Source organism: Fibrella aestuarina BUZ 2 (assembly GCF_000331105.1).
Classification (GTDB): domain Bacteria; phylum Bacteroidota; class Bacteroidia; order Cytophagales; family Spirosomataceae; genus Fibrella; species Fibrella aestuarina.
Genome location: NC_020054.1, coordinates 5998807 through 6019984 on the forward strand (window position 1 = coordinate 5998807; position 21178 = coordinate 6019984).

Sequence of the window (21178 nt, forward strand, 5' to 3'; positions counted from 1 at the left end):
TTACCCACTCACGCTATGCGTCAACTTCTCTTGGCTCTGCTGCTCCTGCCGGTTTCTTTGTTGGCCCAGAAAACGTCGCCGCGGATTGGCACGGTGCAGGGGGTCGTGCTCGACTCCGCCACCCGCAAACCGCTGCTCGAAGCCAACGTCTCGCTGCTCTCGGCGCGGGATTCGTCGTTCGTGCAGGTGCAGAGCACGGGTGGCGACGGCGATTTCAGGCTCCATAACATAGCGGCAGGTACGTACCGGGTGCTGGTAACCTTTGTGGGGTACGAATCAAAAGCGGTACGCGTGACCATCACCGCCGACCGGCCCGACGTGGCGCTGGGTACGTTGCTGCTTCAGCCCCAGACCCAAACGCTGGGCGAAGTAGCCGTGAAGGCCGAACGGGCGCCGGTGAGCGTGAAGGGTGATACGCTCGAGTTCAACGCCGGCTCGTTCAAGACGCAACCCAATGCGCAGGTGGAGGACCTGATTCGGAAGCTACCGGGCATGGAGGTCGACCGCGACGGGAACGTCAAGGCGCAGGGGCAGGATGTGAAGCGGGTGTTGGTGGATGGTAAACCGTTCTTCGGGAATGACCCCAAGATGGCGACCCGCAACCTCCCCGCCGATATGGTGGAGCGGGTACAGGTGTTCGACCGGCAGTCGGATCAGTCACAGTTTTCGGGCGTCGATGATGGCGAGCGCGACCGCACCATCAACATCGTCACCAAGCGCGACCGGCGGCGGGGTGTCTTCGGGCAGAATGCAGCGGGCTACGGGGCCGATGAGGCCAACGATCCGCGCTATCAGGTACGGTTGGGTGTAAACCGCTTCAACAACGGGCAGCAGCTATCGGCCATCGGGCAGTTCAACAACATCAACCAGCAGGGTTTCACGGGCGAAGGCCTGAGTACAGGCGGCGGGCAATTTGGGGGCGGCGGTCAGGGTGGCAACGGTGGCGGTGGCGGCGGGCGGCAAACCATCACTAACACTGGTGGGGGTAGTTCGTCGGGCAGCAACGGGCTGGGGCCAACCGGCATCACGCGGGCGCTGGCGGGCGGGCTCAATTTCTCCGATGCGCTGGGGACCAAAGTCGACCTGAGCAGCAGTTACTTCCTGAACCAGACCAACACGCGCAACCTGCAAACCAATTTCCGCGAAACGACGATTCCGGGCCGAAACGGGGGCGCACCGACGGTGAACCTGACCAACAGCCACAACGAAAGCGACAACACCTACACCTCGCACCGGTTCAACGTGCAGCTCAACTGGCGCCTCGACTCGATGAACTCGTTGCGCGTAATCCCGAACCTGACTTATTCGCCCAACGTGTCGAACAGTGCCAATAACAGCCGTACCACCGACGCCGCCGGGAACCTGCTCAACAGCAGCGTGGGTACGTTCCGCAACGAGGGCCGCAACCTGTCGGGGACGAATGTGCTGTTGTGGATGCACAAGTTCAAGCGGCGGGGGCGCACTTTCTCGGCCAACCTGGCCACGACGATCAACGACCAGAACAGCACGGGGCTGAATCAGTCAAGAAACGAGTTTGCGCGCTCAACGGACGTGGGCAGCCTGACGAGCGTGCCTGGCAGCAGCACCGTCACGCCGGGTACGTCGGGAACGGGGCCGTTCGCCACCAACATCAACCAGCAGAACCGCCAGATCACCGACGCGATCACTAACAACGTAACGCTGTCGTATACCGAGCCGCTGTCGCTGGCCAAAACGCTAGAGTTTCGGTATTCGCTCAGCAGCAGCAACAACGAGTCGGACCGGCGGGTAGACGATTTCAACGAAGCGACGGGGCAGTATGACCGCGTCAACACAAACTTGACCAACCGCTTCAACAACCTGTTTCTAACCAACCGGGCGGGGATTTCGTACCAGTTTCGGCGCGTAAAATACCAATATACCCTGGGTTTCGACGCTCAGGAAGCCTCCCTGCAATCCGACAACCTTAGCAAAGACACCCGGATCAGCAAGTCGTTTTTCAACATGCTGCCCAACGCCCGATTCCAATACAACCTGGGCCGCAATCGCAACTTCACTGCCGACTACCGCACCCGCGTCAACGCGCCGTCGGTCACGCAGCTACAGCCCGTAATCGACAACAGCAATCCGCTCTATATCCGGCAGGGCAACCCCGAACTTCGGCCCGAGTACACGCACTCGCTGAACCTTAACTACCGCACCTTCAACCAGAGTACCTTCCAGAATTTCGTGGCGTCGGTGAGCCTCACCAATACGTACAACCGCATCGTCAATGCGACGACCATCTCCCCCGCCGGGGCGCAGATCATTCAGCCGGTGAATGCGGATGGGTTTTATTCGTTCTTCGGGTTTGTCAGCTACGGCAAGCCAGCCACCTGGGGCGGGCAACGCGTCAACATCAACCTGACCACCAATATCAACGGCTCACGGGGAATCAGCTACGTCAACCAACTGCTCAACCGGTCACTGACGGTTGGCTTTGGCCAGGGGTTGAACCTGAACACCAACCTGAACGAGAAAACCGACCTGTTGCTGTCGGGCAACGTCACCTACTCCATCGCCAACTACTCGGCTCAACCGCAGCAGAACGCACGTTACCTGACCACGACCGGCAACTTCCGGGGCTTTCACCGGTTTGGGCAGCGCTTCTTTGCCCAGACGGACGCCTATTTTATTGCCAACGCCGGCCGGGCGGCGGGCTATAACCAGCAGTTTGTGTTACTGAATGCCAGCGTGGGGCAATACCTGTTCCGCAACAAACAGGGCGAGTGGCGCCTGACGGGCTACGACCTGCTAAACCAGAACCGCAGCATCACGCGCAACACCAGCGAGACGTATGTGGAAGACACGCAGAGTCTGGTGCTGCGCCGCTACGTCATGCTGACGTTTGCCTACACCATCCGCTATTTTGCGCCGATGCGAGCCAATTAAGTGGTGTCGCCTATCATGCCCTGCCCTGCTTGTATGGGAATCATGAACAATTTCATGATTCTTCTGCCTTCTGGTTCGTTGGGGTTTATATCGGGTGGTAAAATCCACTCCATTCATCACAATCTGTTGCCGTGTGCGGCGTTTGGCCGTATTTTTAACGGAAACTCAAAAGACTGTGCATGAATAGACGACACTTCATTCAACAGGCAGGGCTCGGATTGGGGGCCTTGTCGCTGGCTAACGTACCTGTGGCCGGCATCCCGGTGATGGGTTACGCCGTTTCGCCCGAACGGCTACTCGAACCCGGCATTGATGTGGCTGCCAAAAAGCGCCTGTCCGACGTAGCCCTGAATGCCGCCAAGAGCAAAGGCGCGACCTACGCCGACGTGCGCATCGGCCGTTACTTACAGCAGTACCTGTTTACCCGCGAGAATCGTGTGCAGAGCGTGACCAATGCTGAGAGCTTCGGCGTGGGGGTGAGGGTAATTGCCAACGGCACCTGGGGCTTCGCGGCCACCTCCGACGTAACGCCCGACGGCATTGCCAAAGCCGCCCAAACGGCCGTCGCCATCGCCAAGGCCAACGCCCGGTTGCAGAAAGAACCCGTGCAACTGGCGCCACAGGCGGGTGTGGGCGATGTGAGCTGGAAAACACCCATCAAGCGCAACGCCTTTGAGGTGCCTGTGCAGGAGAAAGTCGATTTGCTGCTGAAAGTCAACGGGGAGGCCATGAAAAACGGGGCCGCCTTCATGCAGTCCAACCTCTTTTTTATCAACGAACAAAAGTATTTCGCCTCCACCGACGGCTCGTACATCGACCAGGACATTCACCGGATCTGGCCAACGTTTACCGCCACCGCTACCGACCGGCAGGCGGGCAAGTTCCAGACCCGCGACGCCATCAGCTCGCCGATGGGTATGGGCTATGAATACCTCGACGGGTCGGCGTCGGAGAAAATTCCTGGCCCCAACGGGCTCGTTGGCTACCGCAACGGCTACGACATGGTGGAAGACGCCATCATGGCCGCCAAACAGGCAAAGGAAAAGCTCACGGCCCGCACCGTGCAGGCGGGTAAATATGATCTGGTACTCGACCCGAACCACCTCGGCCTGACGATCCACGAATCGGTAGGCCACCCCACCGAACTCGACCGGGTGCTGGGCTACGAAGCCAACTACGCGGGTACGTCCTTCGCCACCCTCGATAAGTGGAAAACCAAAAGCTTCAACTACGGCTCCAAGCTGGTCAACATCGTCGCGGATAAAACCCAGCCCTACACGCTTGGTACGGTTGGCTACGACGACGAAGGCGTGCCAGCCAAGCAGTGGGATCTCATTAAAGACGGCGTACTGGTGAACTACCAGGCGATCCGCGATCAGGCCGCGATTATCGGCGAAAAAGCCTCACACGGCTGCTGCTACGCCGACAACTGGAGCTCGGTACAATTCCAGCGCATGCCCAACGTGTCGCTGAAAGCCGGTACCGAAAAACGGTCGGTCAACGACATGATCAAGGACGTCGAGAAAGGTATCTACATCATCGGTCGCGGCTCGTATTCCATTGATCAGCAGCGTTATAACTTCCAGTTTGGCGGTCAGCTCTTCTACGAAATCAAGAACGGTCAGCTGGCCGGGATGCTCAACGACGTGGCTTACCAGTCGAACACCCAGGAGTTCTGGAACTCCTGCGCCCAACTCTGCGATCAGGACGACTACCGCACCTTCGGCTCGTTCTTCGATGGCAAGGGGCAACCCAGTCAAGTCAGCGCCGTATCGCATGGCTCGGCCACCACACGCTTCAACGGCGTCAACGTAATCAATACAGGACGGAAAATATAAAGAAGGCCAGTTGGCTGCGCCGTCATTGGTAGTCATTTGCTCCGCGTCATTTATCGCCAGTTGCTATTTCTGCGACGAATGACAATGAATGACTCCGAATGACCACCAATGACGGCGAAGCCTAATGACCAAAAATCACTTCACAATGGCAATTCTCTCACAAGAAGAAGCAAAACGCATCATCGACAAAGTCTTGAGCTACGCCAAGGCCGACGAGACGGCCGTGAGCCTGAACGGCGGGCGGCGGGGTAACATCCGGTACGCCCGTAACTCGGTGTCGACCAGCGGCGAAAGCAACAACATTTCACTGGCGGTCACGTCGGTGTATGGCAAACGGTCAGGGACGGCCACCATCAACGAACTTGACGACGCTTCGCTGGAGAAAACGGTTCGTCGGGCCGAAGAAATCGCCCGGCTCGCGCCCGAAAACCCGGAGTACGTACCCATGCTGGGGCCGCAAACGTACCTGAAGACCAACCCCTACGCCGAAAGCACCGCCAAAATCGACCCGGCCTACCGGGCGCAGGCCGCATTCGACAGCCTGGACCCCTGCCGCAAAAAGAACCTGACCGCCGCCGGGTACCTCGAAGATTCGACGGGCTTCAACGCCATTGGCAACAGCAAAGGGCTCTCGGCCTACAACCGCGAAACCTCCGCTGAATTTTCGGTGACGGTCCGTACCGCCGACGGGCTGGGTTCGGGCTACGCCACCCGCGACGTAACAGACGTGTCGAAGCTGAACACCCGCGAAGCCACCGATATCGCCATGCAGAAAGCGGCCGCGTCGGTAAACGCGCGCGCCCTGGAACCGGGTAAATACACCGTCATTCTAGAACCGGCCGCGCTGGTCTCCAACACCGATGCGTCGCTGCTGGCGGCGATGGTTCGGTCGATGGATGCCCGCAACGCCGACGAAGGGCGTTCGTTCCTGAGCAAGAAAGGGGGCGGCACCCGCCTGGGCGAGAAGCTCTTCGACGAACGTGTCACCATCTACTCCGACCCGCAGAACCTCGACGTACCCACGGCCGCCTGGACGGGTGACGGTCGGGCGCAGAAGCGCGTCACCTGGGTGGAGAAGGGCGTGGTCAAAAACATGTCGTATTCACGCTACTGGGCTGAAAAGAAAGGCGTCGAGGCCATCCCGCCCGGCGGCAACTTCATCATGGAAGGTGGTACGGCGTCACTGGCCGACATGATCAAGAACACCGAGAAAGGCATTCTGGTGACGCGCCTGTGGTACATCCGCCCCGTCGATCCACAGACGCTATTGTACACGGGCCTCACCCGCGACGGAACCTTCTACATCGAGAACGGGCAGATCAAATTCCCGGTGAAGAATTTCCGCTTCAACGAGAGCCCGGTCATCATGCTCAACAACCTCGAAGCGATGGGTAAGCCCGTCCGCGTCGGGGGCAGCCTGGTACCGCCTCTGAAAATCAGAGACTTCACCTTCTCATCGCTTTCTGACGCTGTGTAAAACAAGAGGAACGCGGAAGCCACTGATCAGAAGGATTCACACGTATTTTTATAAATGATTCTTAAGTGGATTTCATCGAAACAATTTAAAAATACGTGTGAATCCTTCTGATCCGCGTCATCCGCGTTCCCATCCTTTCTCAAAAACTTTCCATGAATCGCAGAGACTTTAACCAAATGTTGGGCCTGGGGGCGGCCGGCATACTGATGCCCACCCTACCCGCCTTTTCACATACCGTTAGCCCGGAAGCCCTCTTGGAGCCGGGTGTCGACGTGGCCACGAAGAAACGCCTGGCCGATGCCGGGCTGAACGCGGCCAAAGCGCGCGGCGCCACCTATGCCGACGTGCGCATCGGGCGTTACCTCAATCAGTTTGTCATTACCCGCGAAAACCGCGTGCAGGGCATCGTCAACACCGAATCCTACGGGGTGGGTATCCGCGTGATCGCCGACGGTTGCTGGGGTTTTGCGGCCGTAGCCAACCCGAAAGATGAGGCTACCGTAGCCAAAGCCGCCCAAACGGCCGTGGCTATTGCCAAAGCCAACGCCCGGATTCAGACCGAACCTGTGCAGTTGGCCCCACAAAAAGGCTACGGCGACGTAAGCTGGAAAGCACCCATCAAAAAGAACGCCTTCGAGGTGCCCATCAAGGAGAAAGTCGACCTGCTGCTGGCGGCCAATGCCGCTGCCATGCAGAATGGAGCCAACTTCGTGAACAACGTGTTGTTTCAGGTCAACGAACAGAAGTACTTCGCCTCGACTGATGGCACGTATTCAGATCAGGACATTCACCGCATCGGGCCTAACTTCACGGTAACGGCCGTCGATCCGAAGAATGGCAAGTTCTCGACCCGCAATTCGCTGAGCGCCCCGATGGGCATGGGCTACGACTACCTGCAAGTCAATCCGGCCGATAAAGTTGGCGGCATCACGACCCGGTATAAAATGGGTTATGACATGCTCGAAGACATTACGGCGGCGGCGAAACAGGCCAAAGAAAAGCTGAATGCCAAGTCAGTCGAAGCTGGTAAGTACGACCTTGTGCTCGACCCGAGCCACCTCTGGCTGACCATCCACGAGTCGGTGGGTCACCCGCTTGAGCTCGACCGCGTGCTGGGCTACGAAGCCAACTACGCGGGTACGTCCTTCGCCACCCTCGACAAGCTGAAATCAAAGAATTTTAACTACGGTTCGAAGCAAGTCAATCTGGTTGCCGACAAATTGCAGCCGGGTTCACTGGGCGCAGTGGGCTACGACGACGAAGGCGTAGCGACCAAAAAATGGGATCTGGTGCGGGACGGAACGCTGGTCAATTTCCAGGCCATTCGCGATCAGGCGGCCATTATCGGCGAAAAGGAATCGCACGGCTGCTGCTACGCCGACAACTGGAGTTCGGTGCAGTTCCAGCGCATGCCCAATGTATCGCTCGAAGCGGGCAAAACGCCGCTGTCGGTCGAGCAGATGATCAAAGACGTCAAGAAAGGCATCTACATCATCGGTGATGGCTCGTTCTCGATCGATCAGCAACGGTATAACTTCCAGTTTGGCGGGCAATTGTTCTACGAAATTCAGAATGGCGAGATCGTGGGCATGCTGAAAGACGTGGCGTATCAGGCCAACACCCAGGAATTCTGGAACTCGTGCGTAGCAGTTTGCGACGAGCGCGACTACCGCCTGGGCGGCGCGTTCAACGATGGCAAAGGGCAACCCAGCCAGTCGAGCGCCGTTTCACACGGCTCAGCCACCGCCCGTTTCAACGGCGTCAACGTAATCAACACGGCACGGAAGATATAAGAAAGGTCATTGGTGGTCATTTATAGTCATTCATTGTCATTCTTTGTATCTGCGACGAATGACAATGAATGACTATAAATGACGCGAAGCCAAATGACCACAACTGACGCGAAGCAAATGGCTATACTAACCAAAGAAGAAGCTAAACGCATCACCGACAAGGTGCTCTCGTTTGCCAAAGCCGACGAAACCGCGGTGACGTTGAGCGGTGGGCGCACGGGGAACATCCGGTACGCCCGCAATACGGTGTCGACCTCGGGGGAGTCGAACAACATGAGTCTGGCCGTCACGTCGGTGTATGGCAAGCGGTCGGGGACGGCCACCATCAACGAGTTTGACGACGCCTCGCTGGAAAAAACCGTTCGCCGGGCCGAAGAGATTGCCCTGCTGGCGCCCGAAAACCCGGAATACATGCCGATGCTGGGGCCGCAGACGTACCTGGACACCAAGTCGTACGCCGAAAGCACCGCCAAAATTGACCCAACGTACCGGGCACAAGTGGCCATCGACAGCATCGAGCCCTGCGCCAAGAAAAACCTCACGGCGGCGGGTTACCTGGAGGATACAACCGGGTTTACGGCCATCGCCAACAGCAAAGGCCTGTTTGGCTACAACCGTGCCACCAGTGCCGATTTCTCGGTGACGGTGCGTACGGCTGATGGGTTGGGGTCTGGGTACGTGATCCGGGACTACAACGACGTGAGTCAGTTCAGCGCAAAGCAGGCCACCGAAATTGCCATGCAAAAGGCCGCCGCATCGGTCAATGCGCGGGCGCTCGAACCGGGCAAGTATACCGTGATTCTGGAACCGACGGCCGCGTCTGATTTACTCAACGGACTTTTCTTCGCCCTCGACGCCCGCAACGCCGACGAGGGGCGCTCGTTCCTAAGCAAAAAGGGGGGCGGCACGCGGCTAGGCGAAAAGCTTTTCGATGAGCGCGTCACCATCTACACCGATCCGCAAAATCTCGACGTACCCGGCTCGCCTTTTAGTGCGGGCGGTGGTGGTGGCGGAGGCGGCGGTCGCTTCGGCGGCGGTGGCCCCGACGGTCGACCGCAGGTCAAAACAACGTGGGTCGAGAAAGGCGTGGTCAAGAACATGTCGTATTCACGGTACTGGGCCGAGAAGAAAGGCGTAACGGCTACCCCGCCCCCGTCTAACATCATCATGGCAGGCGGCTCGGCCTCGCTGGCCGACCTCATCAAGAGCACCGAGAAAGGGATTCTGGTCACCCGGTTCTGGTATATCCGCTCGGTCGACCCGCAAACGCTGCTGTACACGGGCCTCACCCGCGACGGAACCTTCTACATCGAAAACGGGCAGTTGAAGTTCCCGGTGAAGAATTTCCGCTTCAACGAAAGCCCCGTTATCATGCTCAACAACGTGGAGGCGCTGGGTAAACCCGTCCGCGCCAACGGCAACCTGATTCCCCCCATGAAGATTCGGGACTTCACGTTCAGCAGCCTGAGCGACGCCGTGTAGTTTTGATTTACGTACCAGTATTACTTAACAGATACGGTAGGTACGTATTTTTGTCAGCTTCTGGCCTACGAATAGGCCTATGATACCGAATCGCCAACTTGATTAGTCGTTCGACAAACTCAGCCGGGCTACCCGTCAAGTTGGCGATCCAAAGCAGGTCACCATGAATAGCTTCAACGCTCCGCTTCTGGATGAAAAACCGGCCCAGTCCATTCTTCCGCTTTATGGCGGGGCTGAAAAGCCACTGGAGAAAATGACGGTCGATGAGTTGGAAGAGGCGGCGTCTCAGGTCTACCGGAAAGTGCGTGAAGCGGCTTTCAGCCGGGGATTGCCGGTTATCATCAAGCGTAACGGCCAGCTCCTCAAAGAATACGCGGATGGGCATACTGAGCCTTTGCCTTCATGAAACCGTTCTTCTACGTTGTGGCAGGCCCTAACGGAGTTGGTAAATCGACGGCTTCATTTCAGTATTTGCCCGCTGGGGTAGAGCTAATCAACTCCGATGACATCGCCCGGCAAATTCGGCAACAGCAAACGCACCAGGAGGTCATTCAACGGCTCACCAACGAAGCAGCCCAGGCGCGGATTCAGCAGCACCTGTCGAAGCGTGAGCCGTTTGCCGTAGAAACCAACCTACACGACGCCGAAACGTGGCAGTATTTCAAGGCACTGCAACAGACCGGTTACGAATTCCGGTTACTTTTTATTTGCCTTGACGATCTCCCGATTCTCTATCAGCGCGTCATCAATCGTCATGTACAGGGTGGGCATTTCGTTCGGGACGATGTCATTCGCGGCCGATATGCAGCGGGGCTTTCCTTGCTCAACCACTTCTTTGCGACACCTGACAACCTTACGCTCCTTGACGCTTCTGACCAGCTACAGGTCGTGTATCAGCGTATCGACGGTGAAGTCACTATTCAACAAACGCCGCAACCCAACTGGGTGCTCCTCAACCTGGCCGACCATATGACCAACGCCGGTAGTGATGCAACGTTGCCTGCTACACCTGCATCCATTGACGAAATCAGAGCCCGCTATCAACAGCAGATGGGCAAAAATCGCCCTGATTTACCTGATAGCCCTATTCACTAGTATTCGCTAACTCACTTCCCAACACATGAACCGCCGACATTTTGCCAATCTTATGGGCATGGGAACAGCCGGCCTGTTTCTTCCCAGCCAGTTGGCCGCCGCCATTCCTACCCTTGGCCGCCCCGTTGATGCGGCCGTCCTGCTCGAACGAGGGCTCGACGTGGCCGTAAAAAAACGACTCGCCGATGCTGCCCTCAACACGGCTAAAGCCAAAGGAGCCACCTACACCGACGTGCGTATTGGCCGCTACCTCAACCAGTTTGTGGTTACCCGCGAAGACAAGGTGCAGAACATTGTCAACACCGAAAGCTACGGCATTGGGGTGCGGGTGATTGCCGATGGCTGCTGGGGTTTTGCCGCCATCGTCGACGCCAAAACGGAAGCCGACATGGCCCGCGCTGCCGAACAGGCCGTTGCCATTGCCAAGGCCAACGCCCGCCTGCTCAAGCAGCCGGTGCAACTGGCGCCGCAACAGGGCTATGGCGAGGTGAACTGGAAAACGCCCATCCAGAAAAACGCCTTCGAAGTGCCCATTGCCGAGAAAGTCGATTTGCTGCTGGGCGTGAACGCCGCCGCCATGAAAAACGGGGCCAACTACGTCAATTCGGTCATGTTTCTGGTCAATGAGCAGAAGTACATCGCCACCAGTGACGGCACTTACGCCGACCAGGACGTGCACCGGATCTGGCCCATTTTCAACGTAACCAGCATCGACCAGAAATCGGGTAAGTTCGAGACGCGGCAGGCGCTGAGCGCGCCGTCGGGGATGGGCTACGAATACGTCCAAACCAACCCCGCCGACAAAGTCACGGGCGTGACCACCCGCTACAACAAGGGCTACGACATGCTCGAAGACGTGATTGCCGCCGCCCAGCAGACCAAAGAGAAGCTGTCGGCCAAATCGGTCGAGGCGGGCAAATACGATCTGGTGCTCGACCCGAGCAATCTGTGGCTAACCATTCACGAGTCGGTGGGCCACCCGCTTGAGCTCGACCGCGTGCTGGGCTACGAGGCGAACTTCGCAGGTACGTCGTTCGCCACGCTTGATAAGTGGCAATCGAAGAATTTCAACTACGGGAGCAAGATCGTCAACCTCTTCGCCGATAAGCTGCAACCCGGTTCGCTTGGTGCCGTGGGCTACGACGACGAGGGCGTCAAAACCAAACAATGGGACCTGGTGAAGGATGGCGTGCTGGTCAACTACCAGGCCATCCGCGATCAGGCCGCGATTATCGGCGAAAAGGAATCGCACGGCTGCTGCTACGCCGATTCGTGGGGTACGGTGCAGTTTCAGCGAATGCCCAATGTCTCGCTGGCCGCCGGTAAAACGCCGCTGTCGGTACAGGACATGATCAAGGATGTGAAAAAGGGCATCTACATCGTGGGCGACGGTTCGTTCTCGATTGATCAGCAGCGGTATAACTTCCAGTTTGGCGGGCAGTTGTTCTACGAAATCAAGAATGGCGAAATCGCAGGGATGCTGAAAGACGTGGCCTACCAATCGAACACGCAGGAATTCTGGAATTCGTGCGCGGCCATCTGCGACGAGCGCGACTATCGCCTCGGCGGTTCCTTCTTCGACGGCAAAGGGCAACCCAGCCAGTCGAGCTCGGTATCGCACGGCTCGGCCACCACGCGCTTCAACGGCGTCAATGTGATCAATACAGCACGGAAAATATAAGGGAGGTCAGTTGGCTTCGCCGTCATTGGTGGTCATTCATTGTCATTTGTAGCCGATACAATGAATGACTACCAATGACCATCAATGACGGCGAAGCCAACTGACCACAAATTACTTTCTTCAATGGCTACCATTCTTTCCGAAGCAGAAGCGAAAGCGCTGCTGACCAAAGTCCTCAGTTACTCAAAAGCCGACGAGTGTGAGGTAAATATATCGGGCGAAGAACGCGGCAACATCCGCTACGCCCGCAACGAAGTATCGACCAGCGGCAGCCGAACCAATCAGAACCTGGTGGTGCAGTCGGCGTTTGGCAAAAAAGTGGGTACGGCGACCATCGACGAGTTTGACGACGCTTCGCTCCAGAAAGTGGTGCGCCGGGCTGAAGAGTTGGCCCGGCTGGCACCCGAGAACCCCGAGTACGTGAGCGTACTGGGGCCGCAAACGTACCTGAAAGCGAATGGCTTTTTCCCCAGCACGGCCAACCTGACGCCCGCTGCCCGCGCCGAAGCCGTGGCCAAAAGCCTCGAACTGACCCGCGCTGCCAACCTGACCGCCGCCGGCTTTATGGACGACTTCCGGGGGTATCAGGCCATGATGAACTCGAAAGGGCTGTTTGCTTACTACCCCAGCACGAACGTCAATTTCTCGCTCACCGTGCGCACCGCCGACGGCAAAGGGTCTGGGTACGTTGCCAAGGGGTATAGCGACGTTGCGAAACTCGACACGGCCGCCGCCACGCGCATCGCCATGCAGAAAGCCGCCGCCTCGGCCGATGCGAAGGCGCTCGAACCAGGCAAATACACCGTTATTCTGGAGCCAACCGCCGCCGCCGTTATGCTCGAACAGTTGTTTTTCAGCATGGATGCCCGTTCGGCTGACGAAGGCCGCTCGTTCCTGAGCAAACCGGGTGGCAAGACCAAGCTGGGCGAAAAGATCGTCGACTCGCGCGTGACGATCTACTCCGACCCGACCAACGCCGAGCTGCCCGCCGCACCCTGGTCTGGCGACGGCCTGCCGCAGCCCAAAAACGTCTGGATCGACAAAGGCGTGGTCAGGAATATGGCCTATTCGCGCTATTGGGCGCAGAAGCAGGGCAAGCAGCCCGTACCGTTTCCGAACAACCTGATCATGGCGGGTGGCACGGCGTCGCTGGCCGATCTGATCAAAGGCACGCAGCGGGGGATTCTAGTTACCAAACTCTGGTACATCCGCTCGGTCGACCCGCAGACGCTGTTGCTCACGGGCCTTACCCGCGATGGAACGTTCCTGATCGAAAATGGCAAGATCAAGCACGCGGTCAAGAATTTCCGCTTTAACGAAAGCCCGGTCATCATGCTCAACAACCTCGAAACGCTGGGCAAACCGGAGCGCGTCGTCAGCACCGAATCGGATAGCAACTACCTGATTCCGCCGATGAAGATTCGCGAGTTCACCTTCAGCAGCCTCTCCGACGCCGTGTAATTTTTCGTATATTCAGTCAGAAAATAGTCTTTGTCATGATCGCTCACACCTATCGGCTTCATCTGGATAGCCCGTTCGTTCGATTAGCGGACGTAGATGACCTATTGGGCAAAGAGGTGGAGATAACCGTTCGCGAATTGCCTCCGGCAACAGACGGCAATGCTCATCGCCTTGCCCAATTCTTGGACCAATCAGCCTCTTCGGCGTTCTTCAGCGCTATTGACGAACCAGCAGAGTGGCAAAAACGGCTCCGTGATGAGTGGGAATAGACTGTTATTGGACAGTAACATTGTAATCTATTTGTCGAAAAAGTCACTGCTAGTCAGTGACTTTTCTCGTCCAGATGATGAGTTACTGGTTTCGCTGATCACCTATATGGAGGTCGTCGGCTATCCGTTCGCTGACGCCAGTGAAGAGGCGTTTACGAAAACGCTTTTTTCGCTGTTGGCTCCATTACCTATTACGCAAGCTATTGCTGAGCGGGTTGTAGCCTATCGGAAAACAAGAAAGATAAAATTACCAGATGCCATTATTCTGGCTACAGCCCGCGAACACGGCTGCCAATTAATTACGCGAAACGTGACTGATTTTGTGGGATTGGATGATCAGGTCAGTATCCTAAATCCATTTGATTCCGATGTAAGTTAATACGGCGTCATTCTGCTATGGCATGCATTAACACGAAGAAAGCCACTGCTAGTCGGTGGCTTTCTTCGTGTTAATGCATGCCAGATATTTCTCTTTGAAAAGCTGTATGTGGTGGGCTTCATGGCCGGCCAGCACGTGAATCAGTGCCCGCACGCTCAACACATTCCCATTAACTACACCCACCCGAGCTAGCGCCGATTCGGTGAGGCTATTGAGTAAAAGCAGAGTAGCCGTTCGGACAGCCTCATACTCCGCCCAAATGTCGGTAAGCAAACGGGCATCGGCTCCGGAGTTGGGTACGTAGTCATCCTGCTCGAAACCCGGCAGGGGCGTCTGGTCGCCGCGGGCTATGCGAAGCGCACGATAGGCAAAAATTCGCTCGGTGTCGATCAGGTGAACCAACGCTTCCTTGATGCTCCATTTTCCCGGCGCATACCGAGTCAACGCCTGCTGATCGGTCAGCGAACCGAGTAACGCCCTTACGTCGTCGGGCTGTCGCTGAAGCAGGACAAGCGGGTCTGTTCCTTCCGGCACAAACCGCAGATAAGGGATGTGATAGGGGCTGTATTCGGCAGGGCCAGGGCGAGTGATCGTCATAATTCTCTTGGCGGGCGATGAAGTACCATATTCGTTTTCAACAGGTTAGGGCATGGTATAATGGCAGAAAACCTGCCGGGCTTTGCCGTCTTCATCCAGTTGAAAGACCTCCGAGGCAAGCCGGCCATTCACCGATGTATAGTGAATAACCAGTGTATTGATGCCCACAAAAACGTGATGCAGCGTAAAGTGCAGGTCAGGATAGGTGGCCAGCCCAAGCTGAAAATACCGCTTCAACGCCTGTTTGCCGGTTACGCAGCCTGATTCGTTGACCTGCAACAGCGGAATGAAAGGGGAATAAAATACGACGTCCTCCGTATAATGCGCCAGAATGGCCTCTAGGTCGTGGGCATTGAAGGCAGTGATCCAATCATTGGCAAAGTGGTTGGCTTGTTCCGACGTCATCATCGTTCATCTGGTTTTGATTCATTGTTTCCTAGGAATTCAGCCGTGTAATGTTCGTTGTGTTTCGGCTGGGCGAACTTGTCCTGATTGAATTGCCGGGATGCCCCTCTCGGAATAGACAACGACGTCCAGTTGGTGGCCAGCATCTTACCCAACAGCACAATCTGCCCAACATGGTAGGGGTAATGCGCCAGTTGCCGGTTGATGGCTTCCCGAACAGAATGCCCCTGATTACGGATGTAAACCGTTTTAGTCAGATCCTCTTCTTTCAGGGCGCGGAGGGTGCTCAGCAACACGTGCCAGCCCTCGTTCCAACGCTGTAGCAACTCATCGCGCGACCAGCCGTCGTTGTCAAACTCAGCCTCCCGATCGCGCCATGTTTTTTCGCCATCGGTCGTCAGAAAATCCGTCCACCGGCTCAGCATATTTCCCCACAGGTGTTTGACGACGGTGGCCGCACTGTTGCAGGTCGGGTTATACTGCCAGTTCAGTTTATCGTCGGGAATCTGGGCCAACGCCTTTTCGCCCAGTTGTTTGTAATACTCGAATTGGTTAATCAGATCCTGTAAGGTGTCATTCGGCATAACGTATGGCGTTTAGTAAACCATCAGCACTATCTTGTTGGAGGCAACCCCTGACAACCTTGGCGAGTTGTTCTTCGCCGACACGGGGAAGCGAGTCCCTCAAGCTACGCTTTTATGCAGCCCAGCGGTAAACTGGCGCTAACTAGGGCAAAAGAAGGCAGCAGGTACGTTCCTGAACAGAGGCACTTTGCTCCATTTACCGGCATACAGTTGGCCGCCTTACGCCTGCCGGAACGCCAACCAACTGTATGGCTTTTTTAGGTGAAAAGTGTATGGTAAAGCGTACAGTAAGCCCGCTTACTTTTGCCCAGCATCGACTCGACAGTCGCTAACAGCAAGCCAATGGTTGTCTTCATCCCTAAATACCAGCAGGTGGCCCGTCAGCTTGGCGATAAACTCCGACTGGGCTTGCTGGCCGAGGGCGACAAGCTCCCCTCCGTCCGTACGCTCAGCCAGGAACTAGGTGTCAGCATCAATACGGTGCAGCAGGCCTATTACTACCTGGAAGCCGAAGGACTGGTAGAAGCCCGCCCGCAGTCGGGCTATTACGCCCGCACGCAGGGCCAACGGCAGCAGCGCGTACCACGCCGATCGGCGCCGCAGGCCTTGCCACAGCAAGGGAGCCCGTTGGATCTGGAGTCGATTCTGCTACGGCTGATGCGACAACAGCGCGAGGCCGACTGGCTTCCTTTTTCCATGAGTGTGCCAGCCCCCAGCCTATTACCTATCCCAAAGCTGACCAGGGCTTTCCAGCAGGCGCAACGCAACATGCCTCATGCCGGTATTGGGTATGAGCTGATGGAAGGGAATGCAGCCTTACGGCGGCAGATTGCCCGCCATGCCCTGTTCTGGGGTGGGCAGCTCACCGACGAGGAGATTATCACGACGGAAGGCTGCACGGGAGCCATGACGCTGTGCCTGAAGACCGTCACCCAGCCGGGCGATACCGTCGCTGTGGAGAGCCCCATCTACTTCGGTATTCTCCAGAGTATTCTTTCGCTAGGGTTAAACGTACTCGAACTACCCACCGACCCCCTGACGGGCATCGATCTCGACGTACTCGAAACGCATATGCAGGCGGGGCAGGTGCAGGCCTGTTTGTTGGTGCCTAACTTCAGCAATCCGCTGGGCAGTTGTATGCCCGACGCGCACAAGCAGCGGCTTGTTCGGTTGCTTGAAAGGCATCAACTGCCCCTTATCGAAGACGACCTCTACGGCGATCTGCATTTTTCGGCCTACCGCCCACGCCCCTGCAAAGCCTACGACGAACAAGGGTGGGTGCTCTGGTGTGGTTCGTTCAGCAAAACGCTGGCTCCCGGTTACCGGGTTGGCTGGGTAGCGCCGGGGCGATATTACCACGCACTGCTCCAGATCAAGCGGTATCAGGCCGGTTTTTCACCGGGTATCACCCAGCAGGGCATCGCTACGTTTCTGGCCAACGATCGTTATGAACTGCACCTTCGGCGGCTCCGTCGGACGCTGACGAGTAATTGCCAACGCTATCAGCTCGCCATTCGGACTTACTTCCCCAAAGGCACCCGCATCAGCGAACCACAGGGCGGATTCACCCTATGGGTTGAAGTGGACCCGGCTGTCGACACGATCGCGCTGGCCGATAAACTGGCTCCGTTTCAGATCAGCATCATGCCCGGTCAGCTGTTTAGCCTTCAGCCCCAGTACACCAACTGCATGCGGCTCAGCTACGGCCTGCCTTTTAATGAGCGGGTCGAATGGGGCCTGCGCCAGATTGGCCACTGCATCCACCAACAAGTAGCCCGATGACTCGACACCTACAGATCGGCAAACAGAGCCGGCTAAACGCTGTTTTCACCGTCCTGCTGAGTTTGCTCTGGCTACGGGCCACCCCGGCAGATACGCCCCCGGTGCGGGAGCAGTACCAAAAGTTTGAGTACAACGTACCCATGCGCGACGGGGTAAAGCTCTACACGGCGGTCTATGTTCCCCGCGATGCTTCGGCCCAACGTACCTACCCGCTGCTGATGCAACGTACCTGCTTCGGGTCGGCACCTTATGGCCCCGACCAGTACAGAGAGGATCTGGGGCCATCCCCTACCCTACAGGTCGACGGGTACATATTCGTGTATCAGGATGTGCGGGGGCGCTGGGCGTCGGAGGGGCGCTGGACCAACATGACCCCTTTCGTCACCAGTACAAAACCGTTGCCTAACGGTCAGCCCCCGGTTGATGAAAGCACCGATACCTACGATACCATCGACTGGCTGTTGAGGCACCTCAAACACCACAACGGGCGGGTTGGGCTTTGGGGCGCGAGTTACGCCGGTTTTTACGCGATGGCGGGTGCCGTTAACGCGCATCCCGCGCTGAAAGCGACCTCGCCGCAGGCCCCCATCGCCGACTTCTTTCGGGAAGATATGCACCATAACGGGGCCTTTACCCAACTGGCGTTGCTGGCTTACCCACTCTTTGGCGAAAGCCCACCCCGGCCAACCACCAAGCCGTGGTTTGCCGATGCGCTCATTGAAACGGGCACCCAAACCGAGTTCGGCTGGCACAAGAAGCTGGGGCCGCTAACCAACGCGCAGCGGTATCTGGCCCGAAATACGTTCTGGCAGCAGACAGTGGCCCATCCCAACTACGATGCGTTCTGGCAGCGGCGAAATCTGTTACCTCACCTGCACCAGATCCGGCCCGCCGTGCTGGTGGTTGGGGGCTGGTTCGACGCCGAAAACCTGTACGGGCCGCTGAGTATCTACAAAACACTAGCCAGACACAGCCCACAGGCCCGGCCAATGCTGGTGATGGGACCATTTGGGCACCGGGGCTGGTCGCAGGAGACTGGCCATACGCTCCACAATGACCTGTACTTCGGTGATAGCCTGGCTACCTACTACCAACGCACGCTGGAAGCGCCTTTTTTCCACCATTACCTGAAAGGCGCGGGCGACGGCCAAACCGGCCTACCCAAGATCTGCCTGTACGATACAGGACTGAAGCGCTGGCAAGCCTTTGACCAGTGGACGTTGGCTACCTCCCGCCGCCTGCGCTGGCACTTAGACCCGAGCGGCCGATTGACAACAGCGTTCCCCGGCTCAACCAGCGATTCGGCTAGCGATTCAGTCCGTTTTCGGGAGTATGTCAGCGATCCGGCCAATCCTGTACCGTACTCCGAAGCGTCCCTGACCGCCGAGCCGGATTTCAGTGCGTTGTTTAGTTATATGTCGGCCGATCAGCGGTTTGCCAGCGCCCGACCGGATGTGCTTACGTTTCAGACCGATACCTTATCCGACAACCTGACCGTGGGGGGCGAAATCACGGTTCGGTTACAGGTCAGTAGTACCGGTACCGATGCTGACTGGGTGGTGAAACTCATCGACGTGTACCCGCCCAACGAGCCGAACCATCCTTACCTGCCCAACCCCCAAACCCAGTTGGCCAACTACCAGCAGTTGGTCCGAGCTGATGTGCAACGCAGCCGGTTTCGCCGGAGTTTCGAGAAGCCCGAACCATTGACGCCCAATCGGGTCACCGATGTAACGTTTCGCCTGCCCGACGTACTGCATACGTTCAAAAAGGGGCATCGTGTTATGATACAGGTGCAGAGCAGTTGGTTTCCGCTGATTGACCGCAACCCACAAACGTTCGTCAACTCGATCTACAAAGCCAAACCAACCGATTTCCGGTCGGCTCGGCATCGAGTCTATGGCCGTTCGGCTATCGAGGTAACCCTTCTCCCTTAAATTATGCAAACACCGATTTACATTGTCGGGGCGGGGGCCATTGGGATGACCCTGGCCGTTCTGCTGCGGCAGGCGGGCAAAAACGTCGTCTTACTACGGAGTCGCCCGACGAGTCAGGCAGAAGCCGACGTGCTCATCACCGTCGAATTCAACGACGGAACCAGCCAGACAGCCCGGCTCCCCATCGGCACGCTGGACGACATAGACCGCCTGCACGGCCTTGTTTTGCTGACGAACAAATCGTTCGGTAACGCTGAACTGGCCCGGCGGTTACGGGGCAAAACGGGCGACTCCCCGCTTATCCTTCTTCAGAACGGACTGGCTATCGAGCAACCCTATCTGGAAGCGGGTTTCCCGCAGGTTTACCGCTGTGTGTTGCTGGCTACCAGTCAGGTACGTACCCCATACATGGTCAGTTACAAGCCCGTGGCGGCGTCACCGGTGGGTGTTATCCGGGGAGATGCGTCGGGGCTGGCTGCGCTGGTCGAGCAGATCACGACGACCGACTTTCCGTTCCGGGCCGAAAAGAACATTCAGGTCGCGATCTGGGAGAAGGTTGTTACGAACTGTGTGTTCAACGCCATCTGTCCGCTGCTGGGCGTCGACAACGGTATCTTCCACCGGAATGCATCGGTGCTGGCATTGGCTCGTGAGGTGATCAGCGAATGTGTGGTTGTGGCGGGAGAAGCGGGTATTACGCTGGATAGTCAGGCAGTCGAGCAACGGCTACTACAAATCAGTCAACGCTCTGACGGTCAACTCATTTCCACCCTGGTCGATATTAATCAGGGGCGCGAGACGGAAATCGGCACGTTAAATCTGGAAGTGGCCCGCCTTGCCCATCGGCTAGGCAAGCCCGAGCTGGCTATACGTACCCAGCTACTCGGGGAGTTAACCCGCCTCAAAGCCGAAGCCAGCCGATCTACCACTGGCGGCTGACTGACATTCACCCCACTAAAAAAGCCTTATGCGCAGGATTCGCATAAGGCTTTAGGTATACAAGCAACCCTGTCGGGCAGGTATTAATAGGCTTTGGGGATCACCTTTCCCTGGTTCAGCTCCCACAGATAACCGTCGGGGTCGGGGAAATAGATTTGGGTGACGCCATCGAACCGTACCTGCTTATGGTAGGTGATATTCTTTGACTTCAGGTACGCTTCCGACTTGGCGATGTCATCGACGAACAGGGCAAAGTGGCTGGCGTTTTTGTCGTGAATAATCTGTTCGGTATCGGGGCGGCCCGCCATCAGGTGCAGTTGCTGGCCGTTGCCCAGATCGAACCACGAACGGATGGCTTTCAGGTTTTCGGGCACGGGGATGGGTTTGAAGCCCATCACGTCGCGGAAAAAGGCCGTGCTGACGGCCATGTCTTTCACGTGCAGCGCCATATGGTTGTGGCCCACAACACCCAGTTTATCCTGGGCGACGGCCAGTTGGGCAAGCAGCAGAAGAGGAAGAAGGAAGCGCATGATGCTCTGTTGCGTTTGA

At 57.3% G+C, this 21178-nt stretch carries 17 protein-coding genes; 13 read left to right on the top strand and 4 right to left on the bottom strand.

Features of this window, described 5'->3' with window-relative positions:
- Positions 1-15: 15 nt before the first annotated feature.
- The 10 genes from FAES_RS24810 to FAES_RS24860 all read left to right on the top strand — a co-directional run bounded on the left by FAES_RS24810 (position 16) and on the right by FAES_RS24860 (position 14385).
- Complete coding sequence (locus tag FAES_RS24810; protein ID WP_015333954.1) at positions 16-2910, top strand: outer membrane beta-barrel protein; 2895 nt, start codon at positions 16-18, stop codon at positions 2908-2910.
- 179 nt (positions 2911-3089) lie between these two features.
- Positions 3090-4748 carry a TldD/PmbA family protein gene (locus tag FAES_RS24815; protein WP_015333955.1) on the top strand — a complete coding sequence of 553 codons (1659 nt, stop codon included), beginning with the start codon at positions 3090-3092 and terminating at the stop codon, positions 4746-4748.
- Between the two features lie 145 nt (positions 4749-4893).
- Complete coding sequence (locus tag FAES_RS24820) at positions 4894-6225, top strand: TldD/PmbA family protein (protein WP_041259452.1); 1332 nt, start codon at positions 4894-4896, stop codon at positions 6223-6225.
- A 152-nt stretch (positions 6226-6377) separates the two neighbouring features.
- Complete coding sequence (locus FAES_RS24825) at positions 6378-8018, top strand: TldD/PmbA family protein (RefSeq protein ID WP_015333957.1); 1641 nt, start codon at positions 6378-6380, stop codon at positions 8016-8018.
- Between the two features lie 117 nt (positions 8019-8135).
- Complete coding sequence (locus FAES_RS24830) at positions 8136-9500, top strand: TldD/PmbA family protein (protein ID WP_041258371.1); 1365 nt, start codon at positions 8136-8138, stop codon at positions 9498-9500.
- 163 nt (positions 9501-9663) lie between these two features.
- The gene (locus FAES_RS30230; RefSeq protein ID WP_015333959.1) at positions 9664-9906 is read left to right on the top strand and encodes a hypothetical protein; all 243 of its coding nucleotides are present in this window, start codon (positions 9664-9666) and stop codon (positions 9904-9906) included.
- Positions 9903-10595, top strand: a complete 693-nt coding sequence (locus FAES_RS24840; protein ID WP_015333960.1) for an ATPase — start codon at positions 9903-9905, stop codon at positions 10593-10595. The genes FAES_RS30230 and FAES_RS24840 overlap by 4 nt, the downstream gene beginning before the upstream one ends.
- Before the next feature lie 25 nt (positions 10596-10620).
- Positions 10621-12276: a TldD/PmbA family protein gene (locus FAES_RS24845; protein ID WP_015333961.1), complete on the top strand. Its 1656-nt coding sequence runs from the start codon at positions 10621-10623 to the stop codon at positions 12274-12276.
- Positions 12277-12399: 123 nt separating this feature from the next.
- Positions 12400-13737: a TldD/PmbA family protein gene (locus FAES_RS24850; RefSeq protein WP_041258373.1), complete on the top strand. Its 1338-nt coding sequence runs from the start codon at positions 12400-12402 to the stop codon at positions 13735-13737.
- Positions 13738-13896: 159 nt separating this feature from the next.
- A complete protein-coding gene (locus FAES_RS24860; protein ID WP_083891509.1) occupies positions 13897-14385 on the top strand; it encodes a type II toxin-antitoxin system VapC family toxin in 489 nt (162 codons plus the stop codon).
- A gap of 48 nt (positions 14386-14433) precedes the next feature.
- On the opposite strand, the gene FAES_RS24865 is transcribed toward FAES_RS24860, so the two are convergent.
- Genes FAES_RS24865 through FAES_RS24875 form a run of 3 tightly spaced genes read right to left on the bottom strand, consistent with a single transcriptional unit; the run spans position 14434 to position 15971 of the window.
- A complete protein-coding gene (locus FAES_RS24865) occupies positions 14434-14982 on the bottom strand; it encodes a DinB family protein (protein ID WP_015333963.1) in 549 nt (182 codons plus the stop codon).
- 45 nt (positions 14983-15027) lie between these two features.
- A complete protein-coding gene (locus FAES_RS24870) occupies positions 15028-15387 on the bottom strand; it encodes a nuclear transport factor 2 family protein (RefSeq protein ID WP_041259456.1) in 360 nt (119 codons plus the stop codon).
- Positions 15387-15971, bottom strand: coding sequence for a DUF1572 family protein (locus tag FAES_RS24875; RefSeq protein ID WP_015333965.1), 585 nt, complete (start codon positions 15969-15971; stop codon positions 15387-15389). Before FAES_RS24875 ends, FAES_RS24870 begins: the two co-directional genes overlap by 1 nt.
- A 342-nt stretch (positions 15972-16313) precedes the next feature.
- Here FAES_RS24875 and FAES_RS24880 point away from each other — a divergent pair, with 342 nt between their 5' ends.
- From FAES_RS24880 to FAES_RS24890, 3 genes are read left to right on the top strand one after another with little or no spacing between them, the layout of a single operon-like run.
- Positions 16314-17753: an aminotransferase-like domain-containing protein gene (locus tag FAES_RS24880; protein WP_015333967.1), complete on the top strand. Its 1440-nt coding sequence runs from the start codon at positions 16314-16316 to the stop codon at positions 17751-17753.
- A complete protein-coding gene (locus FAES_RS24885) occupies positions 17750-19690 on the top strand; it encodes a CocE/NonD family hydrolase (protein ID WP_051054303.1) in 1941 nt (646 codons plus the stop codon). Before FAES_RS24880 ends, FAES_RS24885 begins: the two co-directional genes overlap by 4 nt.
- Positions 19691-19693: 3 nt before the next feature.
- Complete coding sequence (locus tag FAES_RS24890) at positions 19694-20629, top strand: ketopantoate reductase family protein (RefSeq protein ID WP_015333969.1); 936 nt, start codon at positions 19694-19696, stop codon at positions 20627-20629.
- Positions 20630-20712: 83 nt separating this feature from the next.
- Here FAES_RS24890 and FAES_RS24895 read toward each other — a convergent pair whose 3' ends face one another.
- Complete coding sequence (locus FAES_RS24895) at positions 20713-21159, bottom strand: VOC family protein (RefSeq protein ID WP_015333970.1); 447 nt, start codon at positions 21157-21159, stop codon at positions 20713-20715.
- Between the last annotated feature and the right edge of the window lie 19 nt (positions 21160-21178).

What these genes read in the sequence shown, in the direction of transcription:
- FAES_RS24895 (WP_015333970.1), bottom strand. Translation starts at nt 21,159, where the DNA reads ATGCGCTTCCTTCTTCCTCTTCTGCTGCTTGCCCAACTGGCCGTCGCC.
- FAES_RS24830 (WP_041258371.1), top strand. Translation starts at nt 8,136, where the DNA reads ATGGCTATACTAACCAAAGAAGAAGCTAAACGCATCACCGACAAGGTG.
- FAES_RS24820 (WP_041259452.1), top strand. Translation starts at nt 4,894, where the DNA reads ATGGCAATTCTCTCACAAGAAGAAGCAAAACGCATCATCGACAAAGTC.
- FAES_RS24845 (WP_015333961.1), top strand. Translation starts at nt 10,621, where the DNA reads ATGAACCGCCGACATTTTGCCAATCTTATGGGCATGGGAACAGCCGGC.
- FAES_RS24815 (WP_015333955.1), top strand. Translation starts at nt 3,090, where the DNA reads ATGAATAGACGACACTTCATTCAACAGGCAGGGCTCGGATTGGGGGCC.
- FAES_RS24860 (WP_083891509.1), top strand. Translation starts at nt 13,897, where the DNA reads ATGCTCATCGCCTTGCCCAATTCTTGGACCAATCAGCCTCTTCGGCGT.
- FAES_RS24880 (WP_015333967.1), top strand. Translation starts at nt 16,314, where the DNA reads ATGGTTGTCTTCATCCCTAAATACCAGCAGGTGGCCCGTCAGCTTGGC.
- FAES_RS24810 (WP_015333954.1), top strand. Translation starts at nt 16, where the DNA reads ATGCGTCAACTTCTCTTGGCTCTGCTGCTCCTGCCGGTTTCTTTGTTG.
- FAES_RS24840 (WP_015333960.1), top strand. Translation starts at nt 9,903, where the DNA reads ATGAAACCGTTCTTCTACGTTGTGGCAGGCCCTAACGGAGTTGGTAAA.
- FAES_RS24890 (WP_015333969.1), top strand. Translation starts at nt 19,694, where the DNA reads ATGCAAACACCGATTTACATTGTCGGGGCGGGGGCCATTGGGATGACC.
- FAES_RS24885 (WP_051054303.1), top strand. Translation starts at nt 17,750, where the DNA reads ATGACTCGACACCTACAGATCGGCAAACAGAGCCGGCTAAACGCTGTT.
- FAES_RS30230 (WP_015333959.1), top strand. Translation starts at nt 9,664, where the DNA reads ATGAATAGCTTCAACGCTCCGCTTCTGGATGAAAAACCGGCCCAGTCC.
- FAES_RS24870 (WP_041259456.1), bottom strand. Translation starts at nt 15,387, where the DNA reads ATGACGTCGGAACAAGCCAACCACTTTGCCAATGATTGGATCACTGCC.
- FAES_RS24875 (WP_015333965.1), bottom strand. Translation starts at nt 15,971, where the DNA reads ATGCCGAATGACACCTTACAGGATCTGATTAACCAATTCGAGTATTAC.
- FAES_RS24825 (WP_015333957.1), top strand. Translation starts at nt 6,378, where the DNA reads ATGAATCGCAGAGACTTTAACCAAATGTTGGGCCTGGGGGCGGCCGGC.
- FAES_RS24865 (WP_015333963.1), bottom strand. Translation starts at nt 14,982, where the DNA reads ATGACGATCACTCGCCCTGGCCCTGCCGAATACAGCCCCTATCACATC.
- FAES_RS24850 (WP_041258373.1), top strand. Translation starts at nt 12,400, where the DNA reads ATGGCTACCATTCTTTCCGAAGCAGAAGCGAAAGCGCTGCTGACCAAA.